25 protein-coding genes are annotated in these 24484 nt (G+C 44.4%); 7 read left to right on the top strand and 18 right to left on the bottom strand.

Annotated elements, in window-relative coordinates; translation table 11 throughout:
* Positions 1 to 105: 105 nt before the first annotated feature.
* The 15 genes from rnhB to rpsB form a co-directional block, all read right to left on the bottom strand.
* The gene (rnhB, locus tag A136_RS16110) at positions 106 to 726 is read right to left on the bottom strand and encodes a ribonuclease HII (protein ID WP_017063371.1); all 621 of its coding nucleotides are present in this window, start codon (positions 724 to 726) and stop codon (positions 106 to 108) included.
* Between the two features lie 33 nt (positions 727 to 759).
* Positions 760 to 1956, bottom strand: coding sequence for a lipid-A-disaccharide synthase (gene lpxB / locus A136_RS16105; protein WP_017063370.1), 1197 nt, complete (start codon positions 1954 to 1956; stop codon positions 760 to 762).
* A 129-nt stretch (positions 1957 to 2085) separates the two neighbouring features.
* A complete protein-coding gene (gene lpxA, locus A136_RS16100; RefSeq protein ID WP_017063369.1) occupies positions 2086 to 2874 on the bottom strand; it encodes an acyl-ACP--UDP-N-acetylglucosamine O-acyltransferase in 789 nt (262 codons plus the stop codon).
* A gap of 1 nt (position 2875) precedes the next feature.
* Positions 2876 to 3328: a 3-hydroxyacyl-ACP dehydratase FabZ gene (gene fabZ / locus A136_RS16095; RefSeq protein WP_009847408.1), complete on the bottom strand. Its 453-nt coding sequence runs from the start codon at positions 3326 to 3328 to the stop codon at positions 2876 to 2878.
* 93 nt (positions 3329 to 3421) lie between these two features.
* Positions 3422 to 4453, bottom strand: coding sequence for a UDP-3-O-(3-hydroxymyristoyl)glucosamine N-acyltransferase (gene lpxD / locus A136_RS16090; RefSeq protein ID WP_017063368.1), 1032 nt, complete (start codon positions 4451 to 4453; stop codon positions 3422 to 3424).
* A gap of 5 nt (positions 4454 to 4458) precedes the next feature.
* Positions 4459 to 4959, bottom strand: a complete 501-nt coding sequence (locus A136_RS16085) for an OmpH family outer membrane protein (protein WP_017063367.1) — start codon at positions 4957 to 4959, stop codon at positions 4459 to 4461.
* Positions 4960 to 4986: 27 nt separating this feature from the next.
* Entirely contained in the window at positions 4987 to 7392 is a 2406-nt protein-coding gene (gene bamA / locus A136_RS16080) for an outer membrane protein assembly factor BamA (RefSeq protein WP_017060735.1), read from the bottom strand.
* 48 nt (positions 7393 to 7440) lie between these two features.
* Complete coding sequence (gene rseP / locus A136_RS16075; RefSeq protein WP_017063366.1) at positions 7441 to 8799, bottom strand: sigma E protease regulator RseP; 1359 nt, start codon at positions 8797 to 8799, stop codon at positions 7441 to 7443.
* Entirely contained in the window at positions 8796 to 10004 is a 1209-nt protein-coding gene (gene ispC / locus A136_RS16070) for a 1-deoxy-D-xylulose-5-phosphate reductoisomerase (protein WP_017060737.1), read from the bottom strand. The genes rseP and ispC overlap by 4 nt, the downstream gene beginning before the upstream one ends.
* Before the next feature lie 51 nt (positions 10005 to 10055).
* A complete protein-coding gene (locus tag A136_RS16065) occupies positions 10056 to 10898 on the bottom strand; it encodes a phosphatidate cytidylyltransferase (RefSeq protein ID WP_017063365.1) in 843 nt (280 codons plus the stop codon).
* A gap of 15 nt (positions 10899 to 10913) precedes the next feature.
* The gene (locus A136_RS16060) at positions 10914 to 11666 is read right to left on the bottom strand and encodes an isoprenyl transferase (RefSeq protein WP_017063364.1); all 753 of its coding nucleotides are present in this window, start codon (positions 11664 to 11666) and stop codon (positions 10914 to 10916) included.
* A gap of 98 nt (positions 11667 to 11764) precedes the next feature.
* Positions 11765 to 12322: a ribosome recycling factor gene (gene frr / locus A136_RS16050; RefSeq protein WP_017060741.1), complete on the bottom strand. Its 558-nt coding sequence runs from the start codon at positions 12320 to 12322 to the stop codon at positions 11765 to 11767.
* A 98-nt stretch (positions 12323 to 12420) separates the two neighbouring features.
* Positions 12421 to 13152, bottom strand: coding sequence for a UMP kinase (pyrH, locus tag A136_RS16045; protein ID WP_017063362.1), 732 nt, complete (start codon positions 13150 to 13152; stop codon positions 12421 to 12423).
* A 161-nt stretch (positions 13153 to 13313) separates the two neighbouring features.
* Positions 13314 to 14159, bottom strand: a complete 846-nt coding sequence (tsf, locus tag A136_RS16040) for a translation elongation factor Ts (RefSeq protein WP_017063361.1) — start codon at positions 14157 to 14159, stop codon at positions 13314 to 13316.
* Positions 14160 to 14300: 141 nt separating this feature from the next.
* Positions 14301 to 15032: a 30S ribosomal protein S2 gene (gene rpsB, locus A136_RS16035; RefSeq protein ID WP_032546326.1), complete on the bottom strand. Its 732-nt coding sequence runs from the start codon at positions 15030 to 15032 to the stop codon at positions 14301 to 14303.
* A 456-nt stretch (positions 15033 to 15488) separates the two neighbouring features.
* Between rpsB and map the strand changes: the two genes are divergently transcribed.
* From map to A136_RS16020, 3 genes are all read left to right on the top strand, one after another.
* Positions 15489 to 16367, top strand: coding sequence for a type I methionyl aminopeptidase (gene map, locus A136_RS16030; protein WP_017060743.1), 879 nt, complete (start codon positions 15489 to 15491; stop codon positions 16365 to 16367).
* Positions 16368 to 16505: 138 nt separating this feature from the next.
* The gene (gene glnD, locus A136_RS16025; protein ID WP_017063359.1) at positions 16506 to 19127 is read left to right on the top strand and encodes a bifunctional uridylyltransferase/uridylyl-removing protein GlnD; all 2622 of its coding nucleotides are present in this window, start codon (positions 16506 to 16508) and stop codon (positions 19125 to 19127) included.
* Between the two features lie 164 nt (positions 19128 to 19291).
* Positions 19292 to 19675, top strand: coding sequence for a DUF3461 family protein (locus A136_RS16020; RefSeq protein ID WP_004734354.1), 384 nt, complete (start codon positions 19292 to 19294; stop codon positions 19673 to 19675).
* 153 nt (positions 19676 to 19828) lie between these two features.
* Here the strand turns inward: A136_RS16020 and truC are convergent, their stop codons facing one another.
* Complete coding sequence (gene truC / locus A136_RS16015) at positions 19829 to 20578, bottom strand: tRNA pseudouridine(65) synthase TruC (protein WP_017060745.1); 750 nt, start codon at positions 20576 to 20578, stop codon at positions 19829 to 19831.
* Positions 20578 to 20892: a YqcC family protein gene (locus tag A136_RS16010; RefSeq protein WP_017063358.1), complete on the bottom strand. Its 315-nt coding sequence runs from the start codon at positions 20890 to 20892 to the stop codon at positions 20578 to 20580. The genes truC and A136_RS16010 overlap by 1 nt, the downstream gene beginning before the upstream one ends.
* An 87-nt stretch (positions 20893 to 20979) precedes the next feature.
* Here A136_RS16010 and A136_RS16005 point away from each other — a divergent pair, with 87 nt between their 5' ends.
* A complete protein-coding gene (locus tag A136_RS16005; protein WP_017063357.1) occupies positions 20980 to 22020 on the top strand; it encodes a DUF3549 family protein in 1041 nt (346 codons plus the stop codon).
* An 84-nt stretch (positions 22021 to 22104) separates the two neighbouring features.
* Positions 22105 to 22413 (top strand): DUF3301 domain-containing protein, encoded by a 309-nt coding sequence (locus A136_RS16000; protein ID WP_017060748.1) that lies wholly within the window; start codon positions 22105 to 22107, stop codon positions 22411 to 22413.
* Here the strand turns inward: A136_RS16000 and A136_RS15995 are convergent.
* Positions 22379 to 22897, bottom strand: a complete 519-nt coding sequence (locus A136_RS15995; RefSeq protein ID WP_017060749.1) for a GNAT family N-acetyltransferase — start codon at positions 22895 to 22897, stop codon at positions 22379 to 22381. The two genes, A136_RS16000 and A136_RS15995, sit on opposite strands and share 35 nt — an antisense overlap.
* A 768-nt stretch (positions 22898 to 23665) precedes the next feature.
* Between A136_RS15995 and A136_RS15990 the strand changes: the two genes are divergently transcribed.
* Together A136_RS15990 and A136_RS15985 are read left to right on the top strand one after the other, a co-directional pair.
* The gene (locus A136_RS15990) at positions 23666 to 23953 is read left to right on the top strand and encodes a hypothetical protein (RefSeq protein WP_029235126.1); all 288 of its coding nucleotides are present in this window, start codon (positions 23666 to 23668) and stop codon (positions 23951 to 23953) included.
* Between the two features lie 54 nt (positions 23954 to 24007).
* On the top strand, positions 24008 to 24451 hold the full coding sequence (locus tag A136_RS15985; protein ID WP_017063355.1) for a YaiI/YqxD family protein: 444 nt from the start codon (positions 24008 to 24010) through the stop codon (positions 24449 to 24451).
* The last annotated feature ends 33 nt before the right edge of the window (positions 24452 to 24484 follow it).

Raw genomic sequence — 24484 nt, 5'->3', positions numbered from 1 at the left:
CTGAGTTCTAGGTTTGAGCCTAGGATTACAACTGTGTGTATTCTATTTTTTTCTAATACAAGTTAGCAACTTTATTCGATGCTAAGCTCTAGTTAACGTAAAGCTCTAGTCTATGCCAAGAATACGTTTTACTGGCTTAAAGCTCTTTCGGTAATGCTCGGTTACACCATGTTTTTCAATCGCTTCGAAATGCGCTTTGGTCGGGTAACCTTTATGCTTAGCAAAACCAAACTCTGGATGAAGTTTATCAAGATCTTCCATCTCTTGGTCACGAACGACTTTTGCGATAATAGACGCCGCACTGATTTCAGCCACTCGCAAGTCACCCTTCACAATCGCAAGACCATCCATCGGCAGTTCTGGGACACGGTTTCCATCTATCAACGCCATATCAGGTTGAACGCTCAAACCTGCGATAGCTCGCTGCATAGCTACCATCGTCGCTTGCAGAATATTCAACTCATCAATTTCTTGTGGAGAGCAACGACCGACAGACCACGCTAAAGCTTTCTCTTTGATTTCTGGAAGCAGCGCAAGACGCTTTTTCTCAGATAATTTCTTTGAGTCGTTCAAGCCTTCAATTGGGTTGTTTGGATCGAGGATAACCGCAGCAGTCACCACGTCGCCAACCAAAGGGCCACGTCCTACTTCATCCACGCCAGCAAACAGCTGGTAGCCTTGCGGGTATTCAAATGGAGGAAGCTCTTTTTTCTCTTTTACTGCCATAACTAATCTCTTAATATTCTGTAAGTAAGCGCTTTATGCTTCAACAAAAGGTCGGTCAATCAATTTCAATACTGCGTTAGCGGCTTGTTTGTCTGCGTCTTTACGGATCCAGTGATGCATCTCGGTAAAGCGTTCGATCAAGGCACTGTTATCGGCTGATAGCATTTTATCGACAGACGGGAACAAAAAGTCTGGGTGGCACTCTTCAAGAATATGCTCTTTCACGATCTCTTCACCAGCCAAAATATTCGGCAGTGACACAAACTCAGTGATCGCCAATTTCTTAACAATATAACCCGTCAGTTTATTTACTTTGTAGCCAACGACCATTGGGCGTTTCAGCAACATGCATTCGAGAGCAACAGTACCCGAAGCTAACAGAACAGAATCAGCAGCGGTAATCACGTTGGTTGCCGTATCTTCGACTAACGTGAATTCAAGCTCAGGTGCGGTCGATTGCCAGATTTCAGTAAACTGCTTTTTACGCTGTTCGTTAACGAGCGCAACAACAAAATTGATATCCGGATACTTCTGCTTGATACGTTGGCAAGTTTCGATAAATGGTTGAGCAATCAAACCCATCTCACCACCACGACTACCCGGCAATACAGCTAACCATTGCTTGTCTTGATCTAAGCCTAACAGCTCACGTGCATCTTGTTTGCTTGGTTCTAAAGGAATAGCATCAGCTAACGTGTGACCAACAAATTCACAGGCAACTTTGTATTTATCATAAAACGCTTTCTCAAATGGCAGGAAGGCCAAAACCAAGTCGGTTGCTTTGTCGATTTTAAAGATACGCTTTGGACGCCATGCCCATACTGAAGGGCTGACATAATGAACGGTCTTAATACCCGCGTTCTTAAGATCCAATTCAAGTCTTAGGTTGAAATCTGGCGCATCGATACCAACGAAGACATCTGGCGGGTTTTGAGTGAAATACTTAACCAGTTCCGCTTTCACTTTTAACAAACGAGGTAAACGACCAAGCACTTCTACAAGCCCCATCACGGCAAGCTCTTCCATTTCGAAAAGAGACTCACAACCAAGCGCTTTCATTTTTGGTCCACCAATACCCACGAATTCAGCATTCGGATATTGTGATTTGACCGCTTTAATAAAACCCTCGCCAAGCGTGTCACCCGAGAGTTCTCCGACGACGATACCTACGCGTAGAGGTTCATTCGAAACAAAGTCCGAGCTATTGGTTGCTGCTTCTTGCTGTGCCATAGTTTTCCAATTCCCTTCTTGCCTAAAACAAAAAAGACCGCCCAATGAGTAGCGATCTTTTTGTTATACCAATCTGATTAAGTCATTATTGTCGTACTTGCGCTGATTGGTAAACAATCATATCAAGTATTAACGAATAATACCGCGCTCAGAGTTCTCTAGCATTTCTAGCATAGGAGTAACCGAAGTAAACTCTTTCGCCATTTCAACTAAAGCCGCTTTCGCTTCTTCAAGTGTTTTACCTGAACGGTATAACTCTTTGTACGCTTTCTGTAGTGCACGAATTTCTGGTTTCTCAAATCCGTTACGCTTCAGGCCCACTAGGTTAAGACCAAATGGAGCCGCATGGTTACCCTGTGCAAGCACGTACGGCAGTACATCTTGTACAACAGCAGAACAACCGCCAATGTAGGCGTAAGCACCTATTGAACAGAACGGGTGAATCGCAGATAGCGCCATTACACCAGCGTAGTCACCCACTGTTACGTGACCGCCAAGAATAGCGTTGTTACCAATGTGAGTATGGTTACCAACAATAACATCGTGTGCTACGTGAGCATTAACACAAAGTAAGTTGTCATCACCGATCACTGTGGTTGCTTTGTCTTGAGTTGTACCACGGTGGATTTGAACCGCCTCACGAATCACGTTGCGATCACCGATCACAACTGTTGTCTCTTCGCCACCGTATTTCTTATCTTGGTTCTCTTCACCGATAACTGCGTGTGGGAAGATGCGGTTTTCTTTACCAATGGTTGTGTGACCTTTGATCACCACATGCGACATCACTTCAGTGTCTTCACCAATTGTCACGTTACCAGCAATGTAAGTGAAAGGCCCAACCGTCACGTTAGCACCGATAGTTACATCACCTTCGATTACTGCTGCCGGGTGAATTTTCGCTGTTTCATGAATCATATTAAAACTCTCTACGAGCACATTTAAGTTCAGCTGAACATACAACTACGCCGTCAACCTTAGCAACACCATTAAACGATGCGATGCCACGACGTTCTTTTAAGAATTCAACTTCGATAACCAGTTGGTCACCAGGTACTACTGGCTTACGGAATTTTGCTTTATCAACACTTGCAAAGTAGTAAAGCTCGTTGCCAGAAGGCGCACCAAAAGATTTAAATGCTAGAAGGCCTGTTGCTTGTGCCATTGCTTCTAAGATCAACACGCCTGGGAATACAGGAAGTTGTGGGAAGTGGCCTGTGAACTGAGGTTCGTTAACAGAGACATTCTTAATCGCAGTCAGTGTTTTTTCTTTTTCAAAGCTAGTCACACGATCAACCATTAAGAATGGGTAGCGATGAGGTAATAGTTCCTGAATTTCAGTAATGTTCATCGTTGTCTGTTCAGTAGTCAAAGTCGTATTCCTATATATATTCTTTATTTAATTAGAAGGATTATAAACGAAAAAGACTCGCTGTACGCGAGCCTTTTATTAGAAATGCTGGAATTATGATTCCGCGCTCTTCTCGATAAGTTTTTCAACGGTTTTCAAACGCTTGTTCATTTCATCAATTCGATGAACACGCGTTGCTGTTTTACGCCAATCTTTATTTGGCTGTAAAGGAATACCTGAAGAGTACATGCCTTTCTCAGTGATGCTGCGCATTACCATCCCCATACCGGTGATTGTAACGCCATCAACGATTTCAATGTGACCATTAATCACACTGCCGCCACCAATAATACAGTACTTACCTATCGTCGTGCTGCCTGCGATGATAGTACCACCCGCAAGAGCAGAACCATATCCGATGTGAACATTGTGAGCAATTTGAAGTTGGTTATCTAAGATAACGTTATCTTCAATGATTGTGTCATCTAATGCACCACGGTCAATGGTAGTACACGCGCCGATTTCTACGCGGTTACCAATGCGAACAGAACCCACTTGCGGGATCTTAACCCACTCACCTTTCTCGTTCGCATAGCCAAAGCCATCAGAGCCAATAACAGTACTTGATTGGATCAGACATCCTTCACCAATCACAACTTCATGGTAAACACTTACGTTAGCCCACAGCTTAGTGCCTGCGCCAATTTTTGCATTTTTACCAATAAAGCAACCAGCACCGATGATCACATCATCACTAAGTACTACACCAGACTCAATCACAGCGTTCGCGCCAATAGACACATTTTGTCCAATGGTTGCTTCGCTAGAGATTGAAGCAGAATCAGCAATAGCCGCTGCGGGAGCAGGAGTAGTATCAAGCGCTTGAGCAACTTTAGCAAAAGCAACATAAGGGTCATTAACCACAATCACGTTAGTCTTGCACAGTTGACGCTCACTCTCTTTAACCATAATAGCGGACGCTTTACAGTCACCTAGGTGCTTGCTGTACTTCACGTTAGAAAGGAACGTAATGTTACCTTCTTGCGCTTTATCCATCGGAGCGACTGCTGAAACGGTAATTGTACCATCTCCGTGTAGCTCTCCCCCGGTAATCGTTGCCAATTCGGCTAAAGTCAGGTTCTTCATAAAACTTATTTCAGTGATTTAATTACTTGCTCAGAGATGTTGTATTCAGGCTTACCGTATTGTAGAGCTTGAATATCAACGATCATGTCGTAGCCTTCTTTCTCTGCAACTTTAGTTACAGCATCTTGAATCACTTTGAACAGCTTCTGCTTCTCTTGTGCTTCACGACGTTGACTTGCTTTTTCTAATGCTTGAGCTTTGATTTTGTACTTGCTGTCTAGTTGGCCAACTTCGATACGAAGCTTCTCAACTTCTTCAGGACCTAGTAGCTCGCCATCACGCTTAAGCTTTTCAATCTTGGTTTTCGCTTCAGCTTGAATGCTCTGTAGCTCAGCCGCTTTATCTTTGAACTCTTCCTGCATTTTTTGAAGAACAACTTCACGCTGAGGTAGAGCCTGGAATACTTGTGCAGTGTTTACATAACCCACTTTTTGCGCAGCTTCAGCAGCTGTTGCAAAGAAAGAAGAGCTAAGAACTACAAGGCCTAAACCTGCTGCTTTAATCATATTTTTCAAAATATTGTCCTTTAAATATTAGAAAGTTCTACCAATGGTAAATGTGAAGAACTCTTCATCATCACCTTCGTAAACTTTAATTGGTTTCGCTAGAGAGAAAACCAGTGGGCCCATTGGTGACATCCATTGAAGAGCGGCACCATAAGATGAACGGTAATTTGTTGGGTCAGAGTAATCGTAGTAGTACTGGCTGCCACTATTTGGTGCGCCGCGGTCTACGAACTCTGTGTCCCATACACTTGCCATGTCGAAGAAAACACTGGTTCGAATCTGGCTGCGCGCTTCATCAGAAGCAAACGGCGTTGGTACAATTAACTCTAAGCTTGCTAAGGCAACCGCGTTACCACCCACTGAATCATCAGTAGCGGTATCATAGGTTGGGTTGTTACCTGTGCTGCTTCCGTAAACGGCTTTCGGGCCAGCTGAGTTAGAACCAAAGCCACGTAGGGTTGTAAAACCACCTGCGTAGTAGTTCTCGTAGAATGGGAACAAGTTATCGTTACCATCTGTTTGACCATAACCATTACCATAGCCTAATCGGCCACGCATCAATAGTGTGAACTCATGCTTTTTGGTCAGCGGGATGTAATGTTTTACATCGTACTGCATTTTGAAGTACTGAGCATCAGAGCCTGGTACCGTCATTTTAGCGAAAGCACGTTGGTGGTTACCCTCTGTTGGGAAGAAACCACGGTTCAAGTTGTTACGCGTCCAAGAGATATTGATATCGAAGTCATCAGTTAAGATGTGCTCATCACCGTATTGGTCGATACTTCTCGCAAACTGTTCAACCTGGATATAAGTCGGTACGTTACCGATCTTGTTGTGCGTATAGCCAACACCGAACTCAATGCGGTTCAGCTCATCCATAGGGAAACCCCAGGTTAAGCTCGTACCATAACTTTGGTTGGTATAGTCGACGATGCCCGCTTCAGAGGCTTCAAATTCGTTGTAGAAGATCTTACCGCCTAAGCTCACACCATCCAGGTTCCAGTATGGGTCACGGTAGTCTAAGCTCACGTTTTTTTGGTAATCGTTCATCATGGCACTTACGCCAACACGGTTACCAGAGCCCGCAAAGTTGTCTTGTTGCAGGCCAACTTGGAAACTCACACCAGATTCAGTACCGTAGCCGACACCAAAGTTGATACTGCCTGAGTTCGCTTCCTTAACGTTGTAAACCAAATCAACTTGGTCTTCACTGCCAGGAACACGCACTGTTTGTACATCAACCGTTTCAAAGAAACCTAAACGGTTAAGACGGCTCTTACCGGTATCAATGGACTTAGAGTTAAGCCAGCTGCCTTCCATTTGACGCATTTCACGACGCAGTACTTCGTCTTTCGTTGAGTTGTTACCCGTGAATCGAATATCACGAACATAGATACGGCTGCCCGCTTCTACATTGATAACCAACGACACTTCTTTGGTCTCATCGTCAAATTCAGGAATCGTGCGAACTTGTGGGTACGCGTAGCCAGATTCACCAAGAATTCGTTTTACGTTCTCTTCCAAAGACGTTACCGAAGAACCGTTGTACGTATCGCCGTCTTCGAATGGCACTAACGCTTCGAAGTCAGCCTCACGACCGATTAATTCACCACGGAAAGAGACATCTTTAACGGTGTAGGCTTCGCCTTCATCGAGGCCAAGCGTGATGTAAACACCTTTTTTGTCTGGAGAGATCGCCACCTGCGTAGAGTCAACCTTAAACTTAAGGTAACCACGGTCAAGGTAGTAAGATTTCAGCGCTTCGATATCACCGGCTAATACTTGCTTTTGGTATTTTTCATCCGCAAGGAAATTCCACCATGCAACATCAACATTCAGATTGAAACGACTAAGCAGTTCAGAGTCAGAGAAGACTTCATTACCGATAAAGTTGATTTGCTGAATCTTAGCGGATACGCCCTCAGTAAACACAAACTTAAGGTCAGAACGGTTACGTGGCAGAGGTGTCACAACCGCTTTTACTGTCGCGTTGTACTTACCAACACTGTAGTAAAAATCTTCAAGGCCTTTTTCAATGTTACTCAGCGTAGTACGGTCAAGGGCTTCACCTTCACGAACACCAGACGCATCTAGGTTCTGCTGAAGCTGTTCTTCTTTAATCGCTTTATTACCAGAGAATGAGATGCTTGCGATGGTCGGTCGTTCTTGAACTTGAACAATCAATACACCTTCATCACGAAGGACTTTAACGTCCTCAAAGTTGCCCGAAGCATACAATGCACGAATGATCTCAGACACATCGCTTTCATCCACTTCATCGCCAATACGTACTGGCATTTTCAGTAGAGCTGCACCAAGTGCAACACGCTGTAAACCTTCGATCTTGATATCTTGAACTACAAAGTTTTGTGCTCCGTTCGCAGCCACACTAGTGGCCAATAGACTTGCGAACAGAATTTGCTTAATCGCCATACTTATTCTAATTATTCCTTGCTACTACCAATGCCTGTGAGAAACCATTCACAGACGAGTAAAATCGTTAAATATTGCCAGAGCCATCAATGAGAAGAGGATTGCCCCTCCCACTCTGTATCCCATTTCCTGAACTTTCTCAGGTACCGGTTTACGAGTAACGGCCTCAATAGCGAAAAACAGCAAATGTCCGCCATCAAGCATAGGCAGCGGAACCAAATTAATAATCCCTAAGTTAACACTAATCAGAGCCAAAAAGCCCAAGAAGTAAACCAGACCATAATCGGCGGTTGTACCTGCACCTTTAGCGATTGAAATAGGGCCACTCAAGTTGTTTAAGCCAACATCACCAACGATGAGCTTCTTAAGCATTGTCAGTGTCAATCCAATGATTTGACCTGTTTTATCAAATGCTTTTCCTACAGACTCAATTACACCAAATTGTAACTCAAAGCGATAATCTTCTGGCCATTCTGCGACTTCCGGAGCAATACCTGCATAGCCGATTGTCGAACCATCAGAAAGCTCTCGACTTTTTGGTGTCATAACCAATGACTGCTCGGCACCATTTCGCAATACGACCAAGTCCAATGATGTCATTGGATTAGCACGAATTAACTCAACAACCGACTGCCACTGTTCAATAGGCTGCCCATTAATCTCAACAATTTTATCGCCAGCTTCAAGACCTGCATCGTATGCAGCGCCATCATCAATGATTTGAGCGAGCACTGTCGATATCTCTGGAGAATACGGTCTAAAGCCCAGCGTTGTCATTGCAGATTCAGTTTCTGGGTTGAACGACCAGTCTGAAATATCCAATGTCATTTGTTGCTCAAAGCCGATGTCGTCTTGAGAAGCAACCGTCACTGTCATGGATTGATCACCAATGTGCGATATCAACCCCATATTGACTGATTCCCAATCTGCGGTTTTGATTCCTGAAATAGATTTAAGTTCCATTCCAGTTTCAATTCCGGCTTGTGCAGCAATAGATTGTGGAGTGACTTCACCAATCACGGGCTTAACCGCGGGTACGCCAATCAAAAATACTAACCAATACGCGAACACCGCAAAGATAAAGTTGAATGCAGGGCCTGCACCCACAATCGCCGTTCGTTTCCAAAGCGGCTTCTTGTCGAAAGCGTATTGCTGTTGATCTTCAGAAAGATCGTCAACACGACCATCGAGCATCTTAACGTAGCCGCCCAGTGGAATCACTGACAAGCTGTATTCAGTACCATCACGGCCCACTTTACTCCAGATTGATTTACCAAAACCAATCGAGAATTTTTCAACTTTCACACCACAACGACGAGCGACCCAGAAGTGTCCAAACTCATGAACAGCAACCAGAATGCCAAGCGCTACGATAAAAGATGCGAAGTTCCACAGAGTTCCACTCATGCTAGCTGCTCTTTAATAAATTGAATGGCTATTTGACGAGACATATTATCGAGCTCGAGAAGGCTTTCCAAGCTATCTAAACCCTCAGAGTTATGTTGTTCACATACTTTGCTCATAACGTGTTCGTTAATGACAGCAATATCGGTAAACTTCACCTGATTGTTCAAGAAAGCATCGACCGCGATCTCGTTTGCTGCATTAATGGCTGTTGTCGCATGCTGACCTAAGTAGCACGCTTCAATCGCTAACCTCAAACACGGGTAACGACTGAAATCTGGTTCTAAGAAGGTAAGCTCACCCACTTTAGTAAAGTCTAAAGGCTTAACACCCGCCTCGGTACGATTAGGGTAAGACATCGTCAAAGCGATTGGCGTTGCCATATCTGGTTCGCCCATTTGAGCAAGCACAGAGCCATCCTTGTACTGAACCATCGAGTGAATCACAGACTGCGGGTGAATGATGACCTTTAACTGCTCCTGAGAAGCATTAAATAGCCATTTCGCTTCAATGTACTCTAGCCCTTTATTCATCATAGTCGCAGAATCGACAGAGATCTTAGGCCCCATAGACCAGTTAGGGTGTGCAATTGCGCGTTCAGGAGTCACTGATTCGAGTTCAGCCACATCGGTATAACGGAAAGGACCACCAGAACCAGTCAGAAGAATATGGTTAATGCCGTTTTCTTCAAGGTTACAGCGGCCTAGGTTAGTTTGTACGTTCTGCGGAAGGCATTGGAAAATAGCATTATGCTCGCTATCGACAGGAAGCAGCTCTGCACCGTATTTTTCCACGGCGTCGATAAACAACTGCCCAGACATCACCAAAGCTTCTTTGTTTGCAAGCAAGATACGCTTGCCCGCTTTAACCGCAGACATAGTAGGAAGTAAACCAGCGGCACCAACAATCGCGGCCATTACCGTGTCCACTTCCTCTAGAGAAGCAACCTGACACATGCCTTCAGTGCCTGAAAGTACTTTTACGTTAGGGTAACTCACGGACAACACTTCAGTCAGTTGAGACGCTGCATCAGAGCAAGCCATAGCAACATAGCTTGGTTGCCACTTTTCAACTAACGCCAGCATCTTTTCAACATTCGAGCCTGCAGCCAGTGCAACCACTGAATAGAGATCTGGGTTTTGCTCAACGACTTTTAGTGTACTTGCACCAATTGAGCCGGTAGCGCCAAGGATAGTTAGATTTCGCATCACATATGACCGTAGAAATGTAATAAAGGGCAGAATCACTGCCCTTTTTTATTAGAATGCTAAATAAAGCAGAGCAAAGACAGGGAATGCAGCCGTTAAGCTATCTATTCTATCTAGTATACCACCATGACCAGGAATCAGATTACTGCTGTCTTTCACCCCAGAAACACGCTTAAACATGCTTTCAACAAGGTCACCTAGAACAGAAATAACAACGGTTACAAGGGTAATAACAATCATGTGAAGTGGGCTTGTGAATTGGATGTCAAACAAGTCAGCAAAGATCCAAGCCACGATCACCGCAGTAATAATGCCACCGATAAGACCTTCAATCGTCTTATTAGGGCTTACCGCTGGTGCCATTTTACGCTTACCAAAACTCTTTCCTGAAAAGTATGCGCCGCTATCTGCAGCCCAAACAAGCAAGCAAACAAACATCACCAGTTTAGCACCGTGGTAAGGATCAGCATCGATACCGTTAGCACGCAGGATAACCACACTCCAGAAGAATGGCAGCAGAGTCAGCACACCAAAGGCGTGACGAAGAAGAGAAGAGTCTTTCCATGCAGGCATAGACTTAGGATAAGTCACCGCCATGCCACTCGCGATTACCCACCAAATCGAGCCAATCGTTAGAATGGCGTAGTGAGCAGTAGACAAGTTATTAAGGCTAAATGCATCAAAAGGGATAAAAGCAAAACTTGCAGCACTTACCACAACCGTTGGAATCAACGCTACATAACGTGATTTGCTTTCAACAAACTGAGTCCACTCCCAAAAACCCAATAGCGAGATTACCGCTAGTGAAAGAATAAATGTAGGAAGTGATAACTCGAAAATACCTAGAATAACTAGGGGAGCTAAAATCAACGCCGTAATAATTCGTTGTTTCAAACCAAAAAATCCTTATTAACTGTCCATCAGAGCTTTAATTTGCTCACCGGTGCATCCAAAACGACGCTCACGGTTAACAAACCAAGTCACAGCTTCTACTAAGCTGTCTTCATTAAAGTCTGGCCAGAATTGTTCAGTGAAATACATTTCGGCGTAAGCCAACTGCCAAAGCATAAAATTACTAATGCGGCATTCGCCACTGGTACGGATAAGTAGATCGACTTCAGGAATATCTGCCATTGTCAGGTGCTGTGTAATCATAGCTTCATCAATGTCATCTACATTAATATCACCAGACTTTACCTGTTGAGCAATAGAGGTCATTGCTTGCTGAATATCCCACTTACCGCCGTAGTTAGCTGCAATATTAATAACCATACCCGTATTGGTGCTAGTCAAAGCTTCCGCTTCTTCTATCTTCTTTTGTAGTCGATCATTGAAACGACTTTTATCACCAATAACACGAAGTTGTAGATTATTTTTATGAAGCTTTTTAACTTCACTCGACAGCACTGAAATAAACAGTTCCATCAAGATACCGACTTCTTCTTCAGGACGACGCCAGTTTTCGCTACTAAATGCAAAAAGAGTAACGGCTTTAATGCCAAGTCTGGCTGCAGAAGAGATAGTTTTACGAACGGCTTGAACACCGTTTTTATGGCCAAAGACGCGAGGCTTGCCCTGAGCTTTTGCCCAGCGACCATTACCATCCATAATGATAGCAATGTGTTTAGGAAGAGAGTCTGTGAACGCTTGAGAATTATGCATAAAAGAGTGAATCAAATTCTAATAGTCGAACAGAGTAGCATAAAAAAACGCTGCACCGTGAGTACAGCGTTTTTCCGGAAAGAAAAGAATATGGAAAATTAAACTTCCATCAACTCTTTTTCTTTAACAGCTAGAACTTCGTCTACGTTCTTAACCGCAGCGTCAGTTAGCTTTTGAATTTCGTCTTGTGCTTTACGATCTTCATCTTCAGAGATTTCTTTATCTTTAAGAAGTGCTTTTAGATCGCCATTCGCGTCACGACGGATGTTACGGATAGCAACACGGCCACCTTCAGCTTCGCCACGAACGATTTTAACTAGGTCTTTACGACGCTCTTCCGTTAGCGGTGGAAGTGGAACACGGATAACCGTACCAGCAGACATAGGGTTTAGGCCTAGGTCAGATGTCAGGATTGCTTTTTCAACTAGAGGAGTCAGTGTTTTATCAAACACTGTAATAGCTAGTGTACGTGCATCTTCAGCGATAACGTTAGCTACTTGAGTCAAAGGCGTTGGAGCACCGTAGTACTCAACAGTAAGACCAGAAAGTAGGCTCGGGTGCGCACGGCCTGTACGAATCTTTTGCAGGCTGTTTTTTAGTGCATCAACACTTTTTACCATGCGCTCTTGAGCGTCTTTTTTGATTTCGTTAATCACAATTTCACCTTGATTATGTTCTTTCTTCAAGAAAGCTTTTTATTTGGAGTGATAAGGATAAGCTTACCAAGGTACAACACCTCAGTAAGCCCGAAAAATTAGTCAGCGTCGCTGATTAATGTACCTTCAGTTTCACCCATAACCACGCGACGTAGTGCGCCTGGTTTATTCATGTTAAATACACGGATTGGCATTTTGTGATCACGTGCTAGCGTAAATGCAGCCAAGTCCATTACTTTAAGTTCTTTATCAAGAACCGTGTTGTAAGACAACGTATCATACAACTCTGCGTCTGGGTTTGCTACTGGGTCAGCAGTAAATACACCATCTACTTTTGTCGCTTTTAGAACTACGTCAGCTTCGATTTCGATACCACGTAGACATGCAGCAGAGTCAGTAGTGAAGAATGGGTTACCAGTACCAGCAGAGAAGATCACAACGCGACCTTGACGTAGTTGGCTGATTGCGTCTGCCCAGTTGTAATCGTCACACACGCCTTTTAGAGGAATTGCAGACATTACACGTGCGTTTACGTAAGCACGGTGCAGCGCGTCACGCATAGCAAGGCCGTTCATTACTGTTGCAAGCATACCCATGTGGTCACCAACAACGCGGTTCATGCCAGCTTCAGCAAGACCAGCACCACGGAACAAGTTACCGCCACCGATAACAACACCAACTTGAACGCCTAGTTCAACCAATTCTTTTACTTCTTGAGCCATACGATCAAGGATCGTTGGGTCAATACCAAAACCTTCTTCGCCTTGTAGCGCTTCACCGCTAAGTTTTAACAGAATACGTTGATACACTGGTTTAGGGTTCGTAGTCATGGAGTTTACCTTCCAAAGAGTTGATGATTAACAGTCATGGATAAAAACTGAGTAAGTCAGTTTGCATTCATAACCACTAACGTTGCCTTCAAAAATAGTTCACTATTCATAAAAAGACCGCAGCATTTGCCACGGTCTTTTTTCAAACAATACGCTAAGGATTAACCTTTTTGTACCGCTGCAACTTCGTCAGCGAAGCTCATTTCAGCAGCTTTCTCGATACCTTCACCAACTTCTAGACGTACGAAGTTAGATACTGCAGCGCCTTTTTCTTTAAGGATTTCGCCAACAGTTTTCTTAGGTTCCATGATGAAAGCTTGACCAGTTAGAGAGATTTCGCCCGTGAATTTCTTCATACGGCCGATAACCATTTTCTCAGCGATCTCTTGAGGCTTGCCTTCGTTCATAGCGATTTCAACTTGAACTTCTTTCTCTTTAGCAACTACGTCTGCTGGTACGTCTTCTGGGTTAACAAACTCAGGACGAGAAGCAGCAACGTGCATAGCAACGTGCTTAAGAGTTTCAGCTTCGCCTTCACCAGCTACAACAACACCGATTTTCTCACCGTGACGGTAAGAAGCTAGTGCAGCACCTTCAACGTAAGCTACGCGACGGATGTTGATGTTTTCGCCGATTTTAGCAACTAGAGCAACGCGAGTTTCTTCGAACTGTGCTTGTAGCTCTTCTACAGAAGCTTTAGAAGCTACTGCTGCAGCTGCAACTTCTTCTGCAAACGCAGTGAAGCTAGCATCTTTTGCTACGAAGTCAGTTTGGCAGTTAACTTCAAGAAGAACAGCTACACCGTTCTCTTCTTTGATGATGATTGCGCCTTCAGCAGCAACGTTACCAGCTTTCTTAGCTGCTTTCGCTGCGCCAGATTTACGCATGTTTTCAATTGCTAGTTCGATGTCAGCGTTTGCTTCTACAAGCGCTTTCTTACATTCCATCATGCCAGCGCCAGTGCGCTCGCGAAGTTCTTTAACTAGAGCAGCAGTTACAGTTGCCATTCTCTATTCCTCGGTTGATTCGAAAATAAGGTAAAAATCAGGGGCCAAAATGAGGCCCCCGATCTAACTATAACTTAGCTTACATTTAATAAAGATTTCAAAATCTATATTAGCTAAGCCAAGCGTGATTCAGAGCCGCTATTATTCAGCTTCTACAAAACCATCTTTTTCAGCAGCTACAGCAGCAACGTCTTTGTTACGACCTTCTTTAACCGCGTCTGCAGCAGCGTTTAGGTAAAGCTGTACTGCACGGATTGCATCGTCGTTACCTGGGATAACGAAGTCAACGCCGTCTGGGTTAGAGTTAGTATCAACTACAGCGTAAACTGGGATACCTAGGTTGTTTGCTTCTTTAACTGCGATGTGTTCGTGATCAGCATCGATTACGAATAGAGCGTCTGGTAGGCCGCCCATGTTCTTGATACCACCAAGAGACTTCTCTAGCTTCTCCATTTCACGAGTACGCATTAGAGCTTCTTTCTTAGTTAGCTTGTCGAAAGTACCGTCTTGAGCTTGCGCTTCAAGTTCTTTCAGACGCTTGATAGACTGACGAACAGTTTTGTAGTTCGTTAGCATACCGCCTAACCAGCGGTTGTTAACGTAGAACTGGTTGCTGTTTACAGCAGCTTCTTTAACAGCTTCAGATGCAGCGCGCTTAGTACCAACGAAAAGAACTTTACCTTTCTTCTCACCAACTTTAGCGATTTCTGCTAGAGCTTCGTTGAACATTGGTACAGTTTTTTCTAGGTTGATGATATGTACTTTGTTACGAGCACCAAAGATGAATGGCTTCATTTTTGGGTTCCAGTAACGAGTTTGGTGACCGAAGTGAACACCAGCTTTAAGCATATCGCGCATTGATACAGTTGCCATTTTAAAATCCTCTATGGGGTTAGGCCTCCACATCCCCCATGAATCCGACCCCTAACAACTAACCACTTTTCAGCCGTTATCTGTGTTGTTGAGGCACCCCGGAACATGTGTCGGAATGTGTGTGATTTAAAGAAATAAGTTAGTGGACATAAAGCTTGTTTCGCCAATTGGAGAAAACAGTCCTGATGTCCGGCGCGCTTTATACCATATTTTGTCTATCTATGGCTAGAAAAAATTCTAAAAATGGCGACTGCTATACTGAACCCTATCGGCGAATTTCACCTATAAATAGTGTCTATATCAAGCAGGTTCTGCATCTGTTAACCGAACATTATTTAATCACGTTAACAGTATCCTCCAGTATTGTACGGACATGGTAATGTTGCGCTAAATTGCTGCACTGATAGAATAGCCCCAATATGCACACTTAGGTGCTACCAAATTAAGAGATATGCAATGGCTGTAAAAATTAAAACTGCTGAAGAAATTGAAAAAATGCGCGTCGCCGGCAAGCTGGCCGCTGACATTATTGAGATGATCGAACCTCACATCCAAGTGGGTACCACGACGGAAGAGCTCAATACGCTTTGTCATGAGTACGCTCTAGAAAGAGGTGCATACTCTGCGCCACTCGATTACCACGGTTTCCCTAAGTCTATCTGTACGTCTATCAATCATATTGTGTGTCACGGCATTCCCGCGTCACAAGACGAAACGGGTAGCACAGGTCAATTCAAACCTGCGGTACTCAAAGATGGCGACATTCTGAACGTTGATATCACAGTTATCATCCCTGATGACGCAAATGCCGATCTTAGTACTCGCCCTCAAGGCTACCACGGTGACACCTCTAAGATGTTCCTAGTGGGTGAGGTTTCACCTGCAAACAAGCGTCTGTGCATGGTTGCTCAAGAAGCACTTTACGAAGGCATGCGCCAAGTTAAGCCAGGTGTTCAACTTGGTCAAATCGGTACTGCTATCGAGAAGTACATCAAAACAAACAACAAGAACAACCCACGCGCTAAGTTCTCTATTGTTAAAGATTACTGTGGTCACGGCATTGGTTCTGAATTCCACGAAGATCCACAAGTAGTTCACTACAAGAACAGCGATCGCACCGTGCTAAAAGCAGGCATGTGCTTCACTATCGAGCCAATGATCAACGCGGGTAAGTTTGGCTGTCGTCTTGATGACGAAGATAGCTGGACAGTATACACAGCAGACAGCAAGAACTCGGCTCAATGGGAGCACACTCTGGTTGTAACTGATACTGGTTGTGAAGTACTAACACTGCGCAGCGATGATACAATCCCACGTATCATGAAGAACGCTTAGTTCACCGAACTGAGCGCATCAGCCTTTTAAAAATATCCTCGCATTGTCGAGGATATTTTTTATCCACTCAATTTCGATTTTCCATCAGCTTCTGTTAAATTGTTTACTATTCTCATTTGCTTGCACGGATAGCAGACTATGCCTTATCAATGCCCTCTTACGTTCAATGACGAACAAATTGAAATCTGCGAATTAAAAAATCAGCTCGAGATCTTCACGCAGTATCAAAAAAATGAATTTCTGAACCACCATCCCGTCACCGATTTGGTTCTACTGCGCTCCGAATACATGGATTTACTTCTCAATCGTTTGTGGGAAAATTTCGGATTCAACAAACTGCCTCATATTTCACTTGTCGCAGTGGGTGGTTATGGTCGTGGCGAACTGCATCCTTTGTCTGACATTGATATTCTCATTGTCTCGCAAAAAACACTACCACCAGCTCTTGGTGAAAAGGTCAGTCAATTCATTACTCTACTTTGGGATTTAAAGCTCGAAGTTGGCCATGCTGTGCGAACTATTACTGAGTGTCTCGATATCGGCACCGATGATTTAACCGTCGCGACCAACCTACAAGAGTCGCGATTGTTATGTGGTAGTGAAGACACTTTCCAAGAACTAAAACTGAAGATTCATTCCGATTCATTTTGGCCAAGTGAGACGTTTTACAAAGCCAAGATTCAAGAACAGAGAGAGCGTCATGCTCGCTACCACGACACCACCTATAATTTAGAACCGGACATCAAATCGACTCCGGGAGGGCTCAGAGACATCCATACCCTGAGCTGGGTTGCGCGTCGCCACTTCGGCGCGACCTCTTTGTTAGAGATGAGCAAATACGGCTTTCTGACCGATGCTGAATATCGTGAGCTCGTTGAGTGCCAAGATTTTTTATGGCGTGTTCGCTTTGCATTGCATATTGAACTGCGCCGTTACGACAACCGTTTAACGTTCGCGCATCAAGCTCAAGTCGCTGAACATCTGGGTTATACGGGTGAAGGAAACCGTGGTGTTGAGATGATGATGAAAGAGTTCTACCGAACCCTTCGTCGTGTTGCTGAACTGAATAAGATGCTGCTTAAGCTGTTCGATCAAGCGATCATCAATGGCGGTCAAACCCAAGACGCTGAAATTCTCGATAGTGATTTCCAACGTCGAGGTTCGTTGATCGAAGCGCGCAAGCCTGCCCTATTCCAAGCAAGACCAGAAACCATTCTCGATATGTTCATCCATATCGCCAATGACTCGACTATCGAAGGGGTAAGTCCACCAACATTGCGACAACTGCGTACGGCACGCCGTCGATTGAACCGATTCCTGCATACCATTCCTGAAGCTCGTGACAAGTTCATGGATCTAGTTCGCCACCCTAATGCCCTGCACAAAGCCTTTAGCTTAATGCACAAATTGGGCGTGCTCTCTGCGTACTTACCGCAGTGGAGCCAGATCGTTGGTCAGATGCAGTTTGACCTATTCCATGTTTACACCGTGGATGAGCACAGTATCCGCCTGCTCAAGCACATCAACCGCTTTGGTCAAATCGAAAACCACGATAAGCACCCTATCTGCTGTGAAGTCTATCCTCGAGTACAGAAGAAAGAGTTGCTGATCCTTGCCGCTATCTTCCATGACATCGGCAAAGGCCGCGGCGGAGACCACTCTGAGATAGGTGCGGTTGAGGCTTACTCTTTCTGTATTGAACACGGGCTATCGAAGCCTGAAGCCAAACAAGTCGCGTGGTTGGTACAAAATCACCTATTGATGTCAGTAACGGCTCAACGTCGTGATATCTACGACCCAGATGTGATCACCGAATTCGCCAAAAAAGTGCGTGATGAAGAATCACTCGAGCTACTGGTTTGTTTAACCGTTGCCGATATCTGTGCGACTAACCCTGAGCTATGGAACAGTTGGAAACGAACCCTGTTAGCTGAGCTGTTCCACTCAACGCAGCGAGCACTGCGCCGCGGCTTGGAAAACCCTGTCGATGTCAGAGACCGTATTCGTCACAACCAACAAATGGCATCAGCACTGCTGCGTAAAGAAGGCTTCACCGCTCGTGAGATTGAAGTGTTGTGGCAACGCTTTAAGGCCGATTATTTCTTGCGTCACACACATAAACAAATCGCTTGGCACTGTGAGCACTTACTTCGCCTAGAAGACCGAAGCCAACCGTTAGTGCTGATCAGTAAGAAAGCGACGCGCGGTGGCACAGAAGTGTTCGTTTATTGTAAAGACCAAGCAGCACTGTTTGCGACCGTGGTTGCCGAACTCGACAGACGTAACTTTAACGTTCATGACGCGCAGGTCATGGTTAGCAAAGATGGTCATGTTTTGGATACCTTTATCGTACTAGACCAGCACGGCGAAGCGATTGATGAAGCAAGACACAAAGCCGTTGCTAAACATCTGACTCATGTATTGACTGATGGCCGCCCGACTAAGATTAAGACGCGTCGCACGCCACGTAACTTGCAACACTTTAAGGTCAAAACCTTAGTTGAGTTCCTACCAACCAAGAGCAAGAAACGTACCTTGATGGAGTTAAGAGCTCTTGATACGCCGGGGTTATTGGCTCAAGTCGGTGCAACCTTTGCGGAGCTAGACATCAACTTGCACGGTGCCAAAATCACCACCATAGGTGAGCGAGCAGAGGATCTGTTTATTCTGACTAGTGAAGCGGGAGGAAGGCTATCTGAAGAGCAGGAACAAGCGCTAAGAGAAAGATTGACGGAGCATGTTTCGGAACTTGCGCCCTAAAAACAGAATCTAATCATCAGATAAGTGTGGGTAAAGATAGAGAGCGATCTTGCCCACAACTTACAATCAATTCCCATATATCAACTATCTAGCTCGTCGTTAGGCTGCTACATTGATCAAGTCAATTACATAAAAGTATTACATTCATAAACTAGAGGTCGCTTATGTATCCAAACCTCACTGGCTTAGGTATCCACGAACCTAAACAGATTGAACGTTACTCCCTTCGCCAAGAAGCGCACAAAGATATCCTGAAGATTTACTTTCGTAAGCAGAAAGGGGAACTGTTCGCGAAAAGCGTTAAATTTAAGTACCCACGACAAGTAAAAAGTGTGCTTGTTAGCGGTGGCAATAATCAATACAAAGAAGTGACAGAGATTAACCGCAACCTCACTCTTGTGATTGATGAACTCAACAAAATCACCAAACCGACGCCAACGGCTGAGGTGGATGTGAAGCAGAAGATCCTTACCGACTTACGCCATCTAGAGAAAGTGGTATCAAGCAAGATCGCTGAGATCGAAGCTGATCTAGAAAAGCTAAAATGATCCCGCGACTAACTATTACTGTTAACTAACCAACATTAGTTATGCCGTTAAGGTTATACAGATACAAAAAGGGCTGATATCACTATCAGCCCTTTGTTTTTTATTCTATTTTCTCTATTCACTTAGACTGGAGATTGCCTAAACACGCGAGACTTACTTAGACAAGCAAGTTTGAGCATCGATTAAGTTAGTATCCCACTCAAAGGTTTCAAACAACCTTAGCCAAGTTTCATCAAGGTTGGCCTTCATCACCAACTCTTCTTTTGTGAAAGGATGGATAAAGCGAAGCTCAGAAGCGTGCAACAACAAACGATGCGAATCTAAATCATCACGGAACAGTCGATTGTGCTTACCATCACCATGTGAAGTATCACCGACAATCGGATGTCTTAGATGAGCCATGTGACGACGCAGCTGATGTTTGCGACCTGTCTTTGGCATCATCTCAACCAAGCAGTAGCGGCTCGTAGGAAAGCGTCCTGTTGAATATGGCACTTCTACTTTTGCTAGCGGTTCATAGACTGTCACTGCCTCTTGCGCTTCTTTGTCTTCTTTCGCGAACTTATCTGCGATCTTATCCAGCTCAACCTTAAGTGCATAATCGAGCGTATCGCCCTCTTCTATCCAACCACGGACAATCGCATGATAGGTTTTTTGCATCTCATGATTAGCGAACATTGGCATCACCTGTGAAGCAACCTCACTCGACAACGCAAACACCAACACACCCGATGTCGGTCTGTCTAAGCGGTGTAATGGAAATACATGCTGACCAATTTGATCGCGCAATGTCTGCATAACAAATTGCGTTTCGTGTTTATCCAACCATGAACGATGCACTAGCATGCCAGCGGGCTTATTCACCGCGACAAAGTACTCATCTTGATAAATGATCTCTAACATTACGCACATACCTCATCAATGCTCTGAATTGTCACTAGCAGTTCGACTTTGTCTGCCTCATTTTTCCACACTTCACCAAAATAAGGATGGATAGCAAAGCCTTTCGGTAGGCTCATTTGGGCATCCATCATTGCGTTGATCTTAACGATAAAGATCCACTGCAACCACTCTTCCGGTTGTAACGAATCAATCCCGAAAGGTTCAACGCTCGCCAGAGCTTCATCCGAAGGCGGAAGCGTGCTCCATAGCGAACATTGGCGCATTTGTTCTTCTAGTTGTTGAAGTAAAAGAGGTAACTTTGTGGCTGCTGTCATTTTTCACCAAGTTATTTATCTAGTGACCTTGAAATTGGGGCATAGAGTACCATCTATTTAGGAAAGAAAGTTAGGAGCTTTATTACTATGGAAACGATTCACACGCTCACTCAGTTACTAAAGAATAGCGGTTGCCAGTACGATATCTACGACCTAGGTCGCCGTATTCAGAAGATCAACAACACCTTATTCTCTGATGTTGAGCAAGGGAAACAGCCGTACCCATTTCCACTTCAGAAACAAGCTCACTTAGCGATTAGTTACTGGAACGAACACAAGCAACCTTGGATCTGGTTCCTAAAATTCAAACTGGACGAAAGAGGCCTATTACATCAAGGTGATGTCGGCAATTTCCTTAAGTTTGTTATCGAAGCGATGGGCACACGTTTGAACGGTGAGATCAGCGAAGAGCAACAACAAAAGCTGTCAAACAACCCATATACCTTCAAGCCTTCAGAAGACAAAATGGCCGTGTTCCATAGCCAAGTAAGAGCAGGTTTAGACCTTGCAACGAGCCAATACTACGAACACGCTCAACACTACTTCACAGGCGATCTAGGCTGGGACAACTGGAAAACCGTTGGCCTACAAGGCATCACTGATATGTGTGCTCGTTTAGGCAGCCAACAAAATGGTGTCGCGATTCGCAAAGCATTGAATAAGCTGCCTTCAGAACCTCTATACGCGACTCTCGGGGCGCTTGAGCATACGCAAATCAATGACAAGCTCGCTCAACGCTTACAAGAAATGGCAGAGAATGAGATTAACAGTCAAGAGCCAGATCTGTTCTTACTGTCAGCACTGGTACGTGCCCTTTCTGGCGCAGAGCAAAGCACAACCAACGCCGTAATTAACCAAGTTCTGGCTAGCCCGCGCTTAAGCCACCAAGAAGTATTGATTGGTTTGGCTGGTCGCAGCTGGCACGCACTGCAAGATCCTGCGATTGCTGAGCAGTTCTTGCTGCGTCTCGCACAAACGGGCAACCAAAACTTGTTCAATCAGTTATTTGCAGATTTAGTGATGATTCCGACACTGAGAATGGTATTTTTACCATTATTGAACTCGAACCCATCACCAGAACTCGCCAATGCACTTGTAGAATTACAACAAGCGGCTAAGTCGCAATAGATACCAGACAGAACAGCTCAGTAGCTCATAACAAAAAGCTCAAATCACGAACGGAATAGAGAGATAAAAGGAAGTATGGATTAAATGATAGATAACTTATTGGCTATTTTGATGCTGTGCTTCTTTTGCTTTCTGTTTTGGCAACAGCGCAGGCAATCCGAGCTTGCGAAAGCTGCCATTGCGAGAAAATGTAAAGAGCTCGACTTACAGCTATTAAGTGTTGCCTTTAGTGGTCATAAACTTAAGATGCGCCATGAGCTCACCACCATTTGGCGCTGGCACACCGTGTATCAATTTGAGTTTTCAGCGTTAGGTGATGACCTGTACCAAGGGAAACTGACCATGGTGGGCTTCCGTTCTATGCGGTTTGAGCTACAGCCTCATAGAATGTAACGTCGCAATACGCGGTATAACTATATTCATGATAAGGGCCAAACTGATCTTGTTTGGTCTCTTTAAATGCAAAGCCTAACTTTTCAAGTAACTTAATTGATGGGTTATGACCAACATTAACGGTCGCGACAACATTCGTTAGGTGTTCTTCAAAACAAACCAAACTAAAGAAAGGTTTTAGCACTTCACTAGCAAGGCCTTGATTCCAAAACTCCTTGTCCAGAATAAATCCCAGTTCATGCTTCCCTTCTTCAGACGAAACAAACAAATGCCCGAGGTATTCGCGGGTTTGGTTGTGGATAATGGCTCGGCAAAAACCAACGTTGTCGTTCAGTATTTCTTGAAATAGGTGTTTTGCAGAGGCAATAGAATGCGGCCCGTTCATTTCAGCACGATTGATGGGGCAGCAATTCAACTTGATAAAGTCATGTTCTAACTGCTCGGTATAAGGTACCAACAGCGTTCTTGAGGTTGCTATCGTCATAAAACACTCCTTGTGTTGACCATTAGCAGAAAAGCAGATGTCGCGTGCTTAGATAAAAGCTCCTGAATTAAAGAGAGCCCCTAGATAGAGAAAAAGCCTTAGGAAAAGAAAAGCCCCGACACCGAAGTGTCAGGGCTAGGGTCTTACTCGCAGCAGTCCGGCTACTAATTAATGCTCCATGCATCATCCATAATAGTGGCTGTAATCCTTCAGCTCTTTCCTTTACTTCGCCGTCCTAGCGGTGTCCAATCATCCTGAAAGCTAACAATCCTAGTTAGCGCACATCACTTGTTCCGTGAGCGGTGTCCTTTACATCGTCCTGATGCTAATCCAACCCTTTAATCCTAAAGGTGTCCATTGTCATTCCGTTGCAGCTAACTTCCTGTTAACTGACTGTATCCCTACAATGTCCTTACGCTCCATGCTTGATCACTCAATCCTAAGTAACCAAATCTTCATCCTGAAGATAACCAAATCCTTGGTGCTTTCCTGTTCCGTGTCAGAATCCTTCCGACAAGGTTTAATTTACGCGATTTAGGATTTCGGACAATAGATTTGCATCACATTTTGAATTCAAGAAAGTTGTTAATTATATAAAACAATTAAAATTCAACACCTTAACCATGTGCACATCAATCTCTCTAGCGATGTATTCGTGTTATCTCACAACCTTTGTAAGAGATCTCTCACAAGCCATGGGCGGTTTTATGATTCGCTATCATTCACCAGAGCGAGTAAAATGACTAAAGACTAAAAATGGAGATCAACATGCTGACAAAAGATGTTTCTGAAGAGTTGAAATCAGTGCTTGAAGGACTGCAAGCGCAAGGGAAAGAGCCGACAGTTGCTTTAGTTAAGGCTCGTATGAGCACATCCGTTCCGATGCCCGCTTTAATCACGACCATCAAGAACTGGAAAAGCGCAAATCGTGTTCCTAAAGTTGAAGTCGCGACACAAGAAGAGCCAGCACTTGATCGTGTTAGCCAACTGGAAAAGCAAATCCTTGAACTCACTGCTCGCGTTGCCATGCTTGAAGCTAAACTAACTGATCAATAAGGCAACTGAGCAATAAGTTGACCGATAAATAAGCTAACAGAGAAATAGAACACTATGAAGATATGGGTTGATGCGGACGCTTGTCCAAAGGTTATCCGAGAAACAATCGTACGCGCAGCTGAGCGCACAGGGGTTGAATGTACCTTTGTGGCAAACCATCTGGTTCCCGTTCCTAAACGCAATAACATTCACTCAATTCAAGTGCCAAGCGGGTTTGATATTGCTGATGATGAAATCGTAAAGCGCACTGAACCCGGCGATCTTGTGATTACATCCGATATCCCTCTGGCTGACGAAGTGATCACTAAAGGTGGGCAAGCACTCAGCTCTCGTGGTGAGCTTTACACCAAAGAGACCATTAAAGCGCGTCTGAACATTCGTGACTTTATGGATACCATGCGCTCAAGTGGCATCCAAACGGGTGGACCAAGTGCCCTTTCTCAAACCGACCGTCGTGAGTTTGCCAACCACTTAGATAGAATTCTAGCCAAACGCTAGCTGGCTCATCCGAGCTTAACCTAGTTCTATCTC

The sequence above is a fragment of the Vibrio crassostreae 9ZC13 genome (genome assembly GCF_000272045.2).
Classification (GTDB): Bacteria; Pseudomonadota; Gammaproteobacteria; order Enterobacterales; family Vibrionaceae; genus Vibrio; species Vibrio crassostreae_C.
Note: the sequence above shows the minus strand (reverse complement) of the source record. Positions and strands in the feature narration are given on the sequence as shown.